We start from the raw sequence: 16348 nt of genomic DNA on the forward strand, positions 1-16348 counted from the left end.
TCTTCGGATGACGCTCCTTTTCACCTTGTCCTGATATTATACCCGTTGGCCTGTTACGTTGCACCTTGTCCTTCACACTGCGCATCCTGCAATCACACTTCACGTTTACTAACATACACTGAAAAGACCGCATTTTCACAAACTCACTTTACCTCTCTACCGAGCTAACATAGGTATCTTGTCCTGCTTTGCCCGAAAGCGTTTTATTTGACAACACACGGGTAAAAGGTCACATTTTTGAAAATATTCGTCATACAGGTTTACATTTCGTGTAAAATCACGTACCTTTTAGGGATGAACGCTTTACGGATGTACTTGGATAAGGGAGGCATACACGATGGATTCCGGTTCTAACCTAGCCTATGGATCAGCTACACCTTTGATTGAGGCACTTATAGAATTTGAAAAAGAGCTCGAAGCGAACCGGCATTCTCTGAGTTTTGATTTGGGATTGATTATGGAGCAGGGCCGCGCGCCACGATATATGGCTACACCACCAGATGTTGTTCCTTTTGCCCACGCAGGGGTGGACGGAATACATTATGGCTTTTTAACGGATTTTGGGCTTGAAAAGGACCTTTCCCGGGCCCCTATAGTATGTGTATCTCCCGTCGATTGGACGGGTGTGTGGGTGGTTGCCCGTCATTTGCAGGATTTTTTAAGCGTTGTTTATACAGAGAACAGTTCATTAAAACGATACTATGCCAGTGGAGATGACTATTCTGGACATGCAGGTCAGCGACTGCCTCAGATTGTAGATGAACGCACCGCGTTTGTACGCGAATGCTTTCGCGAACGCTTTGGTATCGAACCGATTCAGGATATGGCTGCGTATATCGACAGCTTGCGAACAGAACGGAAGCACAATGAAGCAGCTCCTACGCTAAACGGGTTGGGCATTCAGTTATCTTCTTCTGCGAAGCATAGCTCTTCTATGGAGAGTGCCCTCTTGACCGTAACGGAGCCTTTCCTTTGGGAACAACAAGGCGAAGCTGTGCGTGAGTTGTTCCACAACGGTTCGCGTGAAGCCAGGCTGGCTTTTATTCGGGATGCCCAGACACGGCATTTGTTCACCCATTCTGCTCTTCGTGCTTTTGTAGCTGGACAGCTTGAGTTGATGGGTCTGTCTGAGGCCGCAACATATCTGGAAGAGTCCTACTACACCGTTATTCCCGATATGATAGAATCATGACGAAATCCTTGGCTTCCGCCTAACATAACCGCCTCTGAAAAGGCGGCTTTTTGTGCTACAATAAATGAAAATAATAGGGCCGAACGGCCCGGTACGAATGAAAGAGAGCGAGTATGAATAATCATTCCTATCCTACTCCTGAAATCATTGAGGTTTGTCTGTTGGCGGGCAAACTGATGATGCAAAATGGAGCCGAAACCTATCGTGTTGAAGACACGATGTCCCGCATTGCTTCGGCCTATGGCATATCCCAGTCCCATAGCTATGTAACACCAACTGGGATTTTTTTTGCCATTAATGACTCGGAGCCTGCCAAGCTCATCCGCATCGTAGAGCGGACCACCGATTTGCACAAGGTGACAGAGGTCAATTCCATTTCACGTAAAATCAGCACAGGTGATTTGTCTCCTCGCGCTGCCGTCAAGGAGCTTTCGGAGATTGAACGTGGCCCCCTCCGCTATTCCAACCGTGTACAGCTGATGGCTGCTGCGTTGGCCAGCGGTTGCTTCATGATCATGTTTGGTGGAGTCTGGCGAGATTTCCCCGCAGCTGTGTTATGCGGAGGTATCGGATTTGCAGCTGTACAGTATTTTCACAGGCTCGTTAAGGTTAAGTTTTTCTCAGAGTTTTCTGCATCTTTTCTAATCGGCTTGTTGGCGGCTCTATTAACGATAGTAGGCTGGGGACAGATGATGGATAAAATTATTATTGGCTCTGTCATGCCACTGGTTCCAGGCTTGTTAATTACAAATGCCATCCGTGATTTAATGTCCGGGCACCTTGTTTCGGGTCTTTCCAAGGGAGCCGATGCTTGCCTGACGTCTTTCGGCATTGGAGCTGGCGTTGCGGTTATCATTTCTTATATGTGATTCGGAGGAGATTCAAGTCTATGCTTGCACAATTATTCACAAGCTTTATTGCCACCGCTGCTTTCGGCATACTTTTCCATGCCCCCCGGCGTTCACTACTGCAATGCGGTTTTGTTGGTATGCTAGGCTGGCTTGTCTATTATTCAACCACGGACAGCATGGGGCCTGTGAGCGCCAGCCTTTTGGCAACGATTCTCATCGGCATCGTCAGTCAAGGCTTTGCGCGGCTGTACAAAATGCCTGTGATTATTTTCAGTGTGGCAGGCATGATTCCGCTCGTTCCAGGGGGAATGGCCTATAATGCCATGCGCCAGTTCGTACAACAACATTATCCTCAGGCACTGGAGCTGGCCATGAGCACGCTGATGATCGCAGGTGCTATTGCTGTCGGTTTGGTGCTGTCTGAGGTGCTTAATCAAATTTTTCACAGTATACGTTTTAAACCACAGCGCTAAAAGCGATGAAAATAGCAAAGTAAAAGAGGCTGCTCCTAAAATCATCCGCAGTGTTTGAGAAGGTTTTGGAAACAGCCTTTTTCTGTACACATTACAAAGAATATTTAACTGTCATAAGCTATTATTCATCCACTCGCTTACCCAATATCGCTAAATCTCGCTCTATGCTGTCGAGCACAGCTACACGCGGATAGTATCCCCATTGCTCAAAACCAAACTTCTGCAGCAGCCCAATACTTGGCTCATTATGACCAAAAACAAATCCCAACAACGTTGTAATCCCCAGTCTCGGACATTCATTTAGCAAGTGCTGTACCAGTCGACTTCCTGTTCCTGTTCCACGAGAATCCTCATGGACGTATATGCTAATTTCTGCTGTACCGTTATAAGCTGGACGCCCATAAAAGGACTGAAGGCTGGCCCATCCGGCAATTGCACCCTTTTGTTTTAATACCCACAAAGGGCGGTGGTTCTCCTGATGAGCCTCAAACCATGGAATGCGACTCTCCACTGTCACCGGTTCCAGATCTGCCGTGACCATTCGTCCTGCGATCGTAGAATTATAAATGTCCACAATATCGGGAAGATCCTCTTTGCACGCAAATTCAATGGAAAAAGATTGGTCCTTATTCATTATTCGTATCCGCCTCCTATTGTGTGATTTATTTATTGTACAAGACAAGCGCCCGATCAGCCATATCGAGTTGTTTTGCGGATTAGTCCCAAAGGGTTTTATAATAGAGCCTGAAGATAAGGAAAAATAAAAACGGGGAAAGCGATTTAACACGATGAGACGGGAGGTATGTTTCGGAGTTAAGGATTCTGAAGCAGCTTAATATGAATATTGGAACTCAACTCTTGATTTTGGAAATACCTATGGAATCTTTTTTTGGAAAAACGACTATTTATCCTGTACTGCTCAAGGACGAGGATGGACTTACACTGATTGACACGGGAATGCTTGGCCAATTGGAGCCATTACGCAAGGCTATCTCAGATGTGGGTGAGGATATCAGCCGCGTGAAAAGAATTATTTTAACACATCAGGATATTGACCATATCGGAAATGTTCATGCACTGCTGGATCTGCTGCCGAATACTGCCCTGTTAGCCCATAAGGATGACGTTCCTTACATGACAGGAGAGCGACCGTTTGTGAAGCTGACGCCCGAACGGATTAAACAAATGGATACTGTGCTCAAGCAGCAAGCAGAGGATATGATTCGCCGCCTGCCAGATTTGCGCTTTGCTCATATTCTTGAGGACGGTGAGCATCTGCCTTATGGTGGGGGCATACAGATTATTCATACACCCGGTCACACGCCCGGGCATATCAGCTTGTATGTGCCCGCACAAAAGCTACTATTGGCAGCAGATGAACTGCTGGTAGTCGAAGGTGAACTGGTCGGGCCTGCAGAGTCGGCTACGCCGGATATGCCGCTGGCCCTGAAGAGCCTCGATAAACTAACTGTATTGGATGTCGAGAAGGTACTCTGCTACCATGGTGGTTACTATGATCAGAATGTACAGGCACGACTGCAAACATTATGTCAGGAAAGAGAATAAGTCATTCAATGCTATAAATAATTATGTATGAAGAGCTATAATGAATAAATAGACAGAAAGGAATGAGACTTTATGAATGAGAAAATAACCCGACTGTATGATGAACTGAAGTCACAGTCTTGGGACGGCCTGCTTGTGACCGATCCTAAACATATTTACTATCTGACGGGCTTTGCCAGTGATCCGCATGAGCGTTTTCTTGGTCTGGTGTTGCTTCGGGACCAAGAACCAGAACTGATCGTACCCGCCCTGGATGCAGAAGCCGCCCAAGCTGCTTCTTCTGTGACTCGTATATCCACCCACACCGATACAGACAATCCATATGATCTGCTGCGTCAACGTACAGGCACCGGTGTGAAAGCATTCGCGCTGGAAAAGGAGCACGTCTCCGTCCTCCGTTACGAACAGCTACATACTGCCATTGGCGCGGCTCAATATGTGGATCTAGGCCCTGTGCTTCAAGAAATGCGTGTGAGAAAAACTCCTGAGGAAGTACAACGTCTGAAACATGCAGCTCGTTTGGTAGAAGATGCTCTTCGTCACGGTCTCACCCATGTGCGTGAAGGGGTGACGGAAGTCGAGCTGGTGGCCGAAATCGAATACCAGATGAAAAAGATCGGCGCAGAGGGCCCGTCCTTTGACACAACAGTACTGTCTGGACCCAAAACAGCCTTGCCTCATGGTGTTCCAGGCACCCGCAAGCTACAGCATGGCGATCTGCTCATGTTTGATATGGGCGTATACTCCGATGGCTATGCTTCGGATATTACACGTACTTTTGCTTTTGGAAAGCTATCGGCTGAGCTGGAAACGATTTATAATACGGTTCTTCGCTCGAACGAAGCGGGAATTGCCGCCATTCGCCCGGGAGTTTCCTGCGCATCCGTAGATCAGGCAGCACGGGCTGTTGTTGAAGCCGCTGGATATGGCCCTGCCTTTAACCATCGAGTTGGACACGGCCTTGGCATGAGTGTTCACGAATATCCATCTGTACACGGAGGCAATAGTGATCTGCTTCATGAAGGCTTCGTGTTCACAATCGAACCCGGCATCTATGTGCCAGGCCTCGGCGGTGTGCGGATTGAAGATGACGTTCTGGTCACCTCTGATGGTGTTGAAGTGCTTACCTCTTTTCCAAAAGAACTGACAGTGCTGGGATAAAAACATCGCTATTCATTATATCGGTATGTAAAAAGTATGAAAAAAGGAGGGGCAACCCCAAGCCATCATGGCTTGAGGGTTTGCTCCTCCTCTTCTATAAAGCGGAAATTGCGTGCGATGTACAAAATGGGTGTACCCGCCGCGGTCAGTACAAATTTTAAGATGTAGGTGGTGAATAATATCTCGAGCCATATCCCCCACGCATAACCGTAAAAGGCAATAGTACAGAAAATGAGCGTATCTATAAACGAGCTGATCATCGTGCTGCCATTGCCGCGAATCCAGAGCTGATGACGTTCCGGAAAAAACTTGCGAATCCAGGCATACAGACGCACGTCCAGCAATTGACTGACCGCATAGGCTGTCAAGCTGGCAAGCGCAAGCCTTGGCAACAATCCAAACAGCTGTTGCATCGGTGTCTGGGCAAAATCCGTTGCAGTAGGCTGGAACTGCAGCACCATTTGCATCGTTATCGTCGTCATAATCAGAGTGAAAAAGCCGAACCACACAGCTTTACGCGCCTCTTTAGGCCCATATTTTTCATTCAGTAAGTCACTGGCCATATACATAGAAACATACATCGTATTTCCCAATGTAGTGGTAATGCCGACCAGATCAATCGTTTTGGTTACCTGAATATTGGCTAGTACAGTAGCAACACCAATCCAGGCGTACAGCCCTTTTTTACCGAACAACCGAAAACATAACAAAAAGAACATAAAATTGACGAGGACAAAAGCTGCCCCCCATAACAGATTAAACATGAAATCCTCCTAGTTTTGATAGCGCGGGATGGTTGCGAACCGCGGTTCATCCGAAGCAAGTCGGAAAAACATTATTTTAATGTATCATAGATTAGGATTCGTGAACAGCTATAATTTACACTGTCCTAAACTCAATACAAAGAGCCGACCTTGTGGCCGGCTCTTTGTATTGAGTACATTCTGTACGTGTGTTATATAGGCTACAGATGCGATAGGGGAATGCATCGTACACCTTTCGTTTATCATTCACTTAGGAGTGTGCCGTTGCATCCAAATCCATGCCATGATTGTTGAACACGTCTTGATCGTTCTCCTTAAGCACCTTGCCTGAAATGAGACCTGCGGTAATAGAATCATTGACATTTAACGCTGTGCGTCCCATATCAATCAACGGTTCGACTGAGATGAGCAATCCTGCCAATGCCACTGGAAGATTCATGGTGGAAAGCACGATCAGGGAAGCGAAAGTGGCACCACCGCCTACACCCGCCACGCCAAACGAGCTGACCGTAACTACCAGAATAAGCGTGAGGATAAAATCCCAGCTCGTTGGATCAATACCCACGGTTGGAGCAATCATGACCGCCAGCATTGCCGGATAAATACCAGCACAGCCGTTTTGCCCAATAGTCGCTCCCAAGGTCGCAGACAGATTCGCGATGCCGTCGGACACACCAAGCTTTTTCGTTTGTGTTTCAACATTTAACGGAATGGTCGCCGCACTGGAACGAGAAGTAAAAGCAAAAACCAGTGTAGGCAATACCTTTTTCACATACGTCACCGGATTGTAGCCGAACAAGGCCAGCAAAATAAGATGAATGATAAACATGACCAACAGAGCCACATAAGAAGCGAGCACAAACTTGATTAGCTTCAAAATTTCATCCGGATTGGTCGTAGCTACTACTTTAGTGATCAGTGCTAAAATGCCGTAAGGAGTCAATCTCAGCACCAGAGTTACAATCCGCATCACTACAGCGTACACTGCATCGATCACTTTACGGAAGGTTTGCGCCTGTTCTGGTTTTTTACGATCCAATCCGAGCACAGCCACACCGATAAAGGCCGAGAAAATGACCACCGCCAGCGTCGACGTACGACGTGCTCCCGTCATATCCTCAAAAGGATTTGAAGGAATAAATTCCAGCACCTGCTGTGGAATGGTCATGTCCTGAACTGTTCCAAGACGCTCTTCCATCTTCAAGCCCTGTGCTTGTTCCTTCTCCCCACCTTGAATCTCAATTGCCTTTAGATCAAACGACAAGCTGGTTACAATACTAACTGAAGCAGCAATTGCCGTTGTAATCAGTAGTACTGCAATAATGGATACGCTGATTTTGCCAAGGTTCTGTCTTCCCTTCAAATTCATAATAGCCGAAATAATCGACACCATGATAAGCGGAATAACTACCATTTGCAGCAAACGGACATAACCATTACCTGCGAGGTTGAACCAATCAACTGATTTTGTAATGACCTCTGAGCCTGCCCCATAGGCATATTGTAGAACAGCCCCGTAGATCAGTCCGAAGCCAAGTCCGGCAAATACCCTTTTTGTAAAGGAGATGTGCTTTTTCTGCATCCAGACCAATACGCCTAGCAGCAAAAGCAGCACAATAACATTTAAAATAATAAAGAAGGTATCCATGTATTATTTCCTCCAAACTTATACTTAATATGTTTTATAAGGTGATCCTTCAATCCGAAGATTACTATATCACAAAACCAACTATTTTTGTAGGTTTTCTAACAATAAAATAGTTAAGCAACTTCCACTTTGGATTTTATCGAAAACGCCAAACAGCAAGCCTTCATCTTTCGAAGACTTGCTGTTTTTTGTCCTGAACACAACGACATGTATTCAACTTAGGCGTAAAATCTTTATCAGCCGTTAGACGATCACTGTGTATAACAGTTCCTGTTCCTTAACCACTTTATGCTGATTATCAGCGGACTCCAACTCGCTAAACTGAGCTACATTCGTAACAATAACAGGCGTTATCGTTTCGTAACCAGCCTTGCGGATTTCCACCAGATCAAACTCCAGCACGAGGTCTCCTACCTTCACGCGATCTCCTGCTTTAAGATGAGGCGTAAAATGAAGTCCTTTTAGTTTAACCGTATCCATCCCAACGTGAATGAGCATTTCAAGTCCTGAATCACTCACCAATCCAACAGCATGCCCACTTTTGGAAATGGAGAACACTGTACCATCCACTGGGGAAACAACCCGGCCTTCGGATGGTTCAATAGCCCAACCTCTACCCATGATTTCTTGAGAAAATGCAGGGTCATTGACTTCACTGAGCGGCTTAACTTCACCCATAATCGGGCTGTATACCGGGATTTTCTCACCTTTCGGCAGTGAGGACACAGCAGATTGTGCTATTTCATCAGTAGAGATGTCTCCGGCAGCGTCTGTTGTTGCTTGTGGTGCTTCTTCGTTCTTTTCATCTGTAAAGCCGATCAAATAGGTAACAATCGTAGCAACCACAAATGCAATAATAAGACCCAGGATTGCGTATAAGAAAGTCGGTCCAATAAACATCGCCAGACCAGGCACACCAACCAATCCACCCATGACATACGCTTTTGTACCAAACAAGCTCATGAAGCCCCCGCCGACGGCTCCGCCGATCAACGCAGCAGTAAATGGTTTTTTAAACCGCATATTTACACCATACATTGCAGGCTCAGTTACACCCATAATAGCTGTCAAGCTCGTCGAGAAAGCCACTGTTTTGACTTTGGCATTTTTTGATTTTAAGAATACACCCAGTGCAGCACCAGCCTGTGCCAAGTTGGCTGCTCCCATAATTGGAATCATGTAGTCAAAGCCCAACGTTGCAATCGATCCAATCATAATAGGAACCAACGCATAGTGCATACCTGTCATAATGATCAGGGAGAAGGTACCGCCTAGCAGCAGACCTGCAAGTGCACCTGTATTTTCAAACAACCAAGAGATACCGCCTGACAGGCCATTACCAATAATGGAGCCGAGCGGCCCTACAGCAACCAAAGTCAAAGGTACAATAATCAATAAAGTCAATGTCGGAACAACGAGCAACTTCAGTGATGCATGTGTATACTTATCAATGAATTTTTCAACATAAGATGCCAGCCAGACCGCAATAACGATTGGAATCACGGTCGAAGAATACGTGGCCGCTGTCACCGGAAGACCAATAAAGCTAACCTTCACGTTAGATGCCAGTAAAGCTGTAATCGTCGGGTGCAAAATGGAAGCACCAATCGCCGCACCAATAAACATATTACTGCCGAGTTTTCTAGCAGCACTGACAGCCAGAATAATAGGCAGGAAGTAGAACGCACCGTCACCTATTGCCGCTAAAATCGTATAGGTTTGACTCTTATCGGACATCCAGTTCATTGCCACTAAAAGAGCAATGATCCCTTTGATCATACCTGCGCCGGTGATCGCTGGCAAAATCGGTGTAAACATACCCGCAATAAAGTCGAACAGTTTGCTGATCGGGTTTTGTTTTTTCTTAGATGCAGTGCTTGCTCCTGAGTCACTTTGCGGAGCCTTGGACATGTTGCTCACCAACGATTTGTACACGTTAGCTACGTCATTACCGATAATAACCTGAAACTGGCCGCCACTCTCCATGACTCCCATGACGCCATCCGTTTTCTGCAACTGCTCTTTCTGAGCTTTCTTATCATCATGAAGGTTGAAGCGCAAGCGGGTCATGCAGTGAATGACCTGCTCTACGTTTTCTTCACCACCAACCAGTGTAAGTATCTCTTTGGATAATTGATTTCGATCCATGAGGTGTTCCTCTTTTCTTTTAAGGTATAAAATAAAATGCGCAAATGGGCAATAAAAAAACCTGAATACAGAAAGCAGACAGCTTTATAAAAAGCCAATCTTCTTTCAGCATTCAGGTTTTGCCTTCTGGTTTAGAAGTAGCAATCCTAAATCCCTGATCATACATAAAATCATTGATTTTTAATGATACGCTCGATATGAATGGTGAGATACAACATCTCATCCTGGGACAAGCTTCGACCATAGATTTTAGTGGTATAATCTCTTATTTTTTCCGCGCAGGCGTAAGCATTCTTATACTGAACCTTAACCATATCATGAAGGGAATTATCTGTATTTTGTACAGGGGTCCCATTCATTACCCGTTGAGCAAAAAATTTGAGATGTGTAATAAAGCGGTAATAGCTTAACGACTCTTCATCCAGATCCATTACAAAAAAGCGACTTACAATATTTATGATATCCTTGACAATGTTAGTCAGGGTTATCGTTTCGCGCATTTCGCTATTAAGCTGTGCATTCACCAAATGTAAGGCGATAAATGCTCCTTCATCATCTGGAAGTGTAACTCCCAGCTTGTCCTGAATCATGTGCAATGCTTTGGTCCCAATCGTGAATTCCTTACGGTACATTCGCTTGATTTCCCAGTAAAGTGCATTTTTGATATCCATACCCAAGCGATAACGCTCTATGGCAAAATGGATATGATCCGTCAGCGAAATATAGATGCTGTCATGCAACTCTACACCAAGTATCGTTTTGGCATATTGGATGATTTCATCAGAAATTTCAACATATTCAATAGGGATATCAGACATCAGGGTCATGAGTTTGCGGGAAACCTCGGTACTTTCAAGTTTGAAAATTTTCTCGATTTTCTCTTCTTCAATCTCATCGCCTGTGTTTTTTTTAAAAGCAATTCCTCTTCCCATAATGACTAATTCTTTCTGCTGTTCATCAATGACCGTTACGACGTTATTATTCAGCACCTTTGCTATCTTCATTCCATCACCTTAAGCCGCTTGGAGTAGTAAAAAAAGGCAATACCAAAACTGACACATAGTGCCTGCTTATGGTTTTGCCCGATACGCTCAGTAACAATCCACGATTGTGCAGTTTTGAATAACTGACACCATAATATCATATAAAGACTGAGGTGACAAGTTTTTTTGTAAACACTTTCATGAGGCTTTTGGGCATTGGCACGCCTTAGCTGCCAGGGCTCTTTTCCACAACCGAGTTCGGAGAAGGAGAAGCATTCATGCTAGATGTGGACACTACTTGCGAATGCTCATCTTTTTCATCCACAAAGCCCATAAAATACGTAATTACGCCAGCTGTAACTAGTGAGATTAACATTCCCAAAATAGCATATATAAATGTAGGACCGACGAATAATCCCAAGCTGGGCAGACCTGATATACCACCAATAGCTGTTGCTTCAGTTTCAAATAAACTCATAAATGCACCACCGAGAGCCCCTCCGATCAACGCCGCAACAAAAGGCTTCTTAAAGCGCATTGTGACTCCATACATCGCCGGCTCAACCACCCCCATCATGGCAAGCAAGCCTGTCCAAAAGGCCAGCGTTTTCACTTTGACATTTTTGGATTTAAAAAGCACGCCAAATGCTGCACCTGCCTGGGCAAGTACCGCTGCCACTACCACAGGAAAGACATGATCGTAGCCCAGTGTTGCAAGCGAGCTGATCATAATCGGTACCATTATATATTGCATACCTGCCATAATAAGCAAAGACATCGCGCCCCCGAGCAGCAGCCCTGCAAACACTCCTGCATTATCAAATAACCATGCGAGTCCATCCGATAAATGTTGACCGAGATACCCCCACAACGGGCCAAGAACGAACATCATCAAAGGTATAAAAATCATCAGAGTCAAAGTCGGGACAGCCACTACTTTAAGCCAATAGGGGGTATGCTTGTCTAACCATTTTTCCACATACGACGCCATCCAAACGACAACAAGCATTAGTATTATGGAAGAAGCAGACTGCCCGTCTATGACTGACAAGTCGCCAAAGCGAACCTCCTCACCAGACTGGAACAACTCTGTCAGGCGGGGATGCAATACTGATGCTCCGATGGCAGCCGCAACAAACATATTGCTGTTCAGCTTTCTTGCCGCACTTGCCGCAAATAGAATGGGCAAAAAATAGAATAAACCATCGCTGATAACCAATAAAATGGTATACGCCTGTTGATCAGATAACAAACTAGTAAATACCTGTTGGTCTGAAAACAAAAAACCTAAGGACATGAAAATAGATATTAATACCTTTATCATTCCCGCCCCAATCATTGCCGGCAAGATCGGAGTGAATACGCCTGATACATAATCTAATAGACGACTTATCGGATTTCTCCCTGTGGCAGCTCTGTAACTTCCGGAAGTCTGCTCCTGTTCATCTTCTCCCCTGACCTGCGAAATCATTTCTTTGGAAAGTAAATCCCGATTCATAACTACCTTTTCCCCTTTTTATATGTATATTGAAGACCACTTTCGAACTTACCAAACCAAGCTTAGAAGAATATTGTAATAAAAGCGGTATTCCTTATGCTACTTATATTACTTCTTTTTTACAATAGTTTTAAAGAAGGAGTAATCTATTCGTTTTTATGCACCTGATAATTTACATCTAACTTACATCTAAACACCTAAGACCATAGTTATATATTTTTTGTTTGTTTTTGGGCAAATATGACTATTCAACCGCCTGTTAATTATGTAAAATAGGTCTAACCTACTTTTTAGTAAATCATGGATTACTTCCCTTTCACATTCTTGTCCCTTGAATACAGCTGAAATATACATAGAATCCGAACATTTTCAGTCTTTTCTTCAAGCAAGGAAAGGAAAACAAGTAGATCATGGCGTGCCTAGTATCTTATTGGACAAGCGGCCTACATCAAGCAGGGGAATTCGTCTGATTTTATTACCATCATGTGAGAGGAGAATTTTCATGAAGAGTTTTAATCGTTCCATTGGCGCGAAATTACGAATTATGTTTTTGCTGATTCAGCTCTTTGCATCCCTTTTGTTCAGCATCAGTTTCTATGCAATATCCATGAGTATCATTAATAACAGTGTCATGCCTCAGGTAGACCAATTGCTAGAAACTGGAGCTAAAAATGTGTATCAGGATCTCAATATTTCCTTAGCCGTTCAGGCCCAACAAGGAAGCGGTTCTGATTCCGGCTCCGCTATACAGATGGAATCCTATCTTCAGGAGAAGGTCGATACTCTCAAATTAGAATCGGCATATATCGCAGTAGTAAAGGATGGTAAAGCCGAAGTCGTCGCACGGAATGTAAAATCAGTATACAAGGTCAAGGATGCACTCATTCCTGTAGAGGATATTAAAAAAGCAAAACAAGGCGAGATGAATATCAGTGAAATTTACAGCGATTCGTACGGAGTACACAAAACCGCCTTCTTTGCTATATCGGGTAGTAATCTAGTTCTGGGTGTGAACGAAGATGTCGGATTCGTACAGGAAAAATCCCAACAAATTTTATGGATTTGCATAGGTATTACAGTGGCAACGCTCCTGCTGGGCGGAATTATTTCTACCCTCGTGATACGTAAAGTTGTAGAACCCATTGCTGAATTGGTTCGTCATAGCGAAAAAATCGCTCAAGGTGATCTTTCACAAGAAGCGAAAGTTCATGGAGTCAATGAAATTGCCCAACTTGCCCGCAGCTTCCAATCAATGTCTCATAACTTGAAAGAAATGATCAGCCATGTGCTTTCTACATCCGGTGCGGTTGTGGAAGGATCGGACGAGCTGCTTCGTCGGACTGAGGCTATGAGTGTAAAAGTGCAGGACTCTACAGTTGCCGCAGAGGAAGTAGCAAAGGGCAGTACCAGCATAGCTACAACTGCTGCTGAAAATGCACAGGCTATGGAGGAAATCGCTCAAGGTGTTCAGCACATCGCCTCCTCTGCCAATGATGTATCCGATCAAATCAGTGAAGCAACGAAAGAAACGGTTAACGGTAATACGCTCGCTCAAAAAGCTGTAGCTCAAATGTCACAGGTAGGACATGCTGCCGATGAATCGCTTCGATACATCCATAGTATGAATGAGCGCTCAGAAGCCATTGGCAGTATCGTTTCGGCTATTTTCGATATTACGAAGCAAATTCAAATGTTGTCCCTGAATGCCTCCATTGAAGCTGCCCGTGCGGGCGAACATGGACGGGGCTTCGCCGTAGTAGCTGGAGAAGTACGCAAGCTTGCCGAGCAATCTAAAGAAGCCACACAAGAAATTTCTGACTATTTGGTTACCATTCAAGAAGTATCGCAACAATCTGTGGACTCTGTGACCCAGGTTAGCCGTGAAATTCATTCGGGAACGGAAATGGTTCAAGAAGCGAGCTCAGCCTTTAACCAGCTAAGTGAGCTTATGCAAAAGATCAATGCTACGATTCAAACGGTATCTGCAGCAACGGAGCAAGTATCCGCCAGCTCGGAGGAAGTATCTGCTTCCGTGGAAGAGACAGCTCTCATCGCTGCCAATGCACAGCATATGATTCAAGAAATCGGTTTTAACGCCGATGAGCAACTAAATGAAATGGAAAGCCACAGCGAGGTTGTTCGCCAATTAAGCAAACAAGCAACCGAGCTGCAAAAGGCAGTTCAAAAATTTAAAATTACGTAAGCCGATACAATAGAGGATTTTGCAAAAATCCCATAAGCGACTTCCAATGGACAAGATGTAGATCGAAATGGTTTAGTTCGTCTATATCTTGCACTTCAGAGCGACTGGAATCGAATTTTGCAAAATCCTGAATAAAAAGAGGTATCTCACAGTCTTGAAAATGGCTGTAGAGATACCTCTTTATTTTTTAAAAGCGATTTTAATAATCATCCATGAAGTTTATGAATTCATTCCCATAATACGATAAATTTGCTCCATATCTAAATGAGCCCGTACCACCTCTGCGACACGGTCAAACTCTCGTTCCTTGGCTTCACGTACAGTAAAAGTGCTTTTTAAAGGTGCCAAGCCCTTGGTTTGTCGCAATCCATCCAGCCAGCACCGGCGAAAACGGTCATTATCAAACACACCGTGCAAATAGGTTCCCCATACTTTACCGTCTGTCGTACCCCAGCCTTCCTCAAAAGCTGTTCCTTCGCCACGCCGGATATGGAATAACCTTTTCATTTCGCTTAGGTTAAAAGTTATATCTATAGGTGCGTATGGTTCCGTAACATACTCCGTAACGCCCATATGTATTTCATAGCCTTCAATGCTTGGCTTGAAGGCAGAACCCGAATCAGGCGCAGTGCTAAGCAAAAGCGGGCAATGATTAGACAGGGTTCCCTGTACGCGTACGGTTTGCTTTTCCTTTAAAAAGGTCGTGGATAGAGCCAGCCAACCTAACCCTTCTGCCTGCTGCGGCAGCCCAGATTCGACGGCTTCGGGATCAAATAGCGCTGTACCCAGCATCTGATAGCCTCCACAAATGCCAACTAGCTGTGTGCGTCCAGTATTCATAGCCTGCCGAATGTCTTTCTCCAGACCTCTCTCACGCAATTCCAGCAGGTCTCCAATAGTGTCTTTGGTCCCCGGTAAGATAATGGCGTCCGGTACGCCCAACTGTCCGGCTTCTGTGACATAACGAACACTCACATCCGGCTCTGCGGCCAGAGCATCCGTGTCCGTAAAATTGGAAATCCGCGGATATCGTATCACCGCAATATCCAGTTCTTTACCTTTTGCAGATTGCTTGGGCTTCTTGTCCAGTACTACCGAATCCTCTGCTTCAATGCGAATGTCTGGTAGATAGGGCAATACACCGAGTACAGGAATGCCCGTCCGTTCTTCCAGCCAGTCTAATCCCGGTTGAAGCAGAGACAGATCACCTCTGAATTTGTTAATGATAAATCCGCGGATACGCTGTACTTCATGGGGTTCCAGTAACTCGATGGTTCCTACGAGAGAAGCAAAAACACCGCCCCGGTCGATATCTGAAATAAGCAACACTGGTGCATCCGCCCAACCTGCCAAATTCATATTTACGATATCTCGGTCCTTCAAATTAATCTCTGCCGGGCTGCCTGCCCCTTCCATAAGGACAATATCATAGGTATCACGCAACCGATTCAGAGCATCCATAACGGTCTGTTTGGCTTTTGGCAAAAAATCCTTCCGGTAATCGGAGGCGCTCATATAGGCATAAGGTACACCGTGTACAACAATTTGTGAGTGCATATCTTTGACTGGCTTAATCAGAATCGGATTCATGTCAGTCGTGGCCTCAATACCGCAGGCCTCAGCCTGCACCCCCTGAGCGCGTCCAATTTCCTTGCCGTCCTCGGTAACATAAGAGTTTAACGCCATATTTTGCGACTTAAACGGTGCGGGACGATATCCGTCCTGCGTAAAAATACGGCAAAGCGCAGTTGTCACCACGCTTTTGCCCACATCCGACGCTGTTCCTTGAAGCATCAATACGGCTGCCGGGTTCGTGCAGGACGGTTCGAAAGTTGACAATTGCCTCTTCCCCTTTAACGAA

The 16348-nt window shown here is 45.1% G+C and carries 13 protein-coding genes; 6 read left to right on the forward strand and 7 right to left on the reverse strand.

What is annotated here, in order from left to right; all coding sequences use genetic code 11:
- Positions 1–337 precede the first annotated feature (337 nt).
- The 3 genes from MKX30_RS14490 to MKX30_RS14500 all read left to right on the forward strand — a co-directional run bounded on the left by MKX30_RS14490 (position 338) and on the right by MKX30_RS14500 (position 2516).
- Complete coding sequence (locus tag MKX30_RS14490) at positions 338–1192, forward strand: hypothetical protein (RefSeq protein WP_339201659.1); 855 nt, start codon at positions 338–340, stop codon at positions 1190–1192.
- Positions 1193–1305: 113 nt separating this feature from the next.
- A complete protein-coding gene (locus MKX30_RS14495; protein WP_013309319.1) occupies positions 1306–2061 on the forward strand; it encodes a threonine/serine exporter family protein in 756 nt (251 codons plus the stop codon).
- 20 nt (positions 2062–2081) lie between these two features.
- Positions 2082–2516: a threonine/serine exporter family protein gene (locus MKX30_RS14500; RefSeq protein WP_013309318.1), complete on the forward strand. Its 435-nt coding sequence runs from the start codon at positions 2082–2084 to the stop codon at positions 2514–2516.
- Between the two features lie 121 nt (positions 2517–2637).
- On the opposite strand, the gene MKX30_RS14505 is transcribed toward MKX30_RS14500, so the two are convergent.
- The gene (locus tag MKX30_RS14505; protein WP_023987694.1) at positions 2638–3150 is read right to left on the reverse strand and encodes a GNAT family N-acetyltransferase; all 513 of its coding nucleotides are present in this window, start codon (positions 3148–3150) and stop codon (positions 2638–2640) included.
- 203 nt (positions 3151–3353) lie between these two features.
- Here MKX30_RS14505 and MKX30_RS14510 point away from each other — a divergent pair, with 203 nt between their 5' ends.
- Entirely contained in the window at positions 3354–4082 is a 729-nt protein-coding gene (locus MKX30_RS14510; protein WP_028543006.1) for an MBL fold metallo-hydrolase, read from the forward strand.
- A 72-nt stretch (positions 4083–4154) separates the two neighbouring features.
- Entirely contained in the window at positions 4155–5243 is a 1089-nt protein-coding gene (locus MKX30_RS14515) for a M24 family metallopeptidase (RefSeq protein ID WP_258297394.1), read from the forward strand.
- Between the two features lie 65 nt (positions 5244–5308).
- Here MKX30_RS14515 and MKX30_RS14520 read toward each other — a convergent pair whose 3' ends face one another.
- The 5 genes from MKX30_RS14520 to MKX30_RS14540 form a co-directional block, all read right to left on the reverse strand.
- The gene (locus tag MKX30_RS14520; protein WP_023987659.1) at positions 5309–6007 is read right to left on the reverse strand and encodes a queuosine precursor transporter; all 699 of its coding nucleotides are present in this window, start codon (positions 6005–6007) and stop codon (positions 5309–5311) included.
- 250 nt (positions 6008–6257) lie between these two features.
- Positions 6258–7655: an L-cystine transporter gene (locus MKX30_RS14525; protein ID WP_025724316.1), complete on the reverse strand. Its 1398-nt coding sequence runs from the start codon at positions 7653–7655 to the stop codon at positions 6258–6260.
- Between the two features lie 243 nt (positions 7656–7898).
- Entirely contained in the window at positions 7899–9803 is a 1905-nt protein-coding gene (locus MKX30_RS14530) for a beta-glucoside-specific PTS transporter subunit IIABC (RefSeq protein ID WP_023987657.1), read from the reverse strand.
- Positions 9804–9973: 170 nt separating this feature from the next.
- Positions 9974–10807: a BglG family transcription antiterminator LicT gene (gene licT / locus MKX30_RS14535; RefSeq protein ID WP_023987656.1), complete on the reverse strand. Its 834-nt coding sequence runs from the start codon at positions 10805–10807 to the stop codon at positions 9974–9976.
- Positions 10808–11012: 205 nt separating this feature from the next.
- On the reverse strand, positions 11013–12284 hold the full coding sequence (locus MKX30_RS14540) for a PTS transporter subunit EIIC (protein ID WP_341062933.1): 1272 nt from the start codon (positions 12282–12284) through the stop codon (positions 11013–11015).
- A gap of 502 nt (positions 12285–12786) precedes the next feature.
- Here MKX30_RS14540 and MKX30_RS14545 point away from each other — a divergent pair.
- Positions 12787–14487 (forward strand): methyl-accepting chemotaxis protein, encoded by a 1701-nt coding sequence (locus MKX30_RS14545; RefSeq protein WP_341062934.1) that lies wholly within the window; start codon positions 12787–12789, stop codon positions 14485–14487.
- Between the two features lie 219 nt (positions 14488–14706).
- On the opposite strand, the gene MKX30_RS14550 is transcribed toward MKX30_RS14545, so the two are convergent.
- Positions 14707–16326 (reverse strand): cobyric acid synthase, encoded by a 1620-nt coding sequence (locus MKX30_RS14550; protein WP_341062935.1) that lies wholly within the window; start codon positions 16324–16326, stop codon positions 14707–14709.
- Between the last annotated feature and the right edge of the window lie 22 nt (positions 16327–16348).

Source organism: Paenibacillus sp. FSL P2-0173, from assembly GCF_038008045.1.
Lineage (GTDB): Bacteria > Bacillota > Bacilli > Paenibacillales > Paenibacillaceae > Paenibacillus > Paenibacillus polymyxa_B.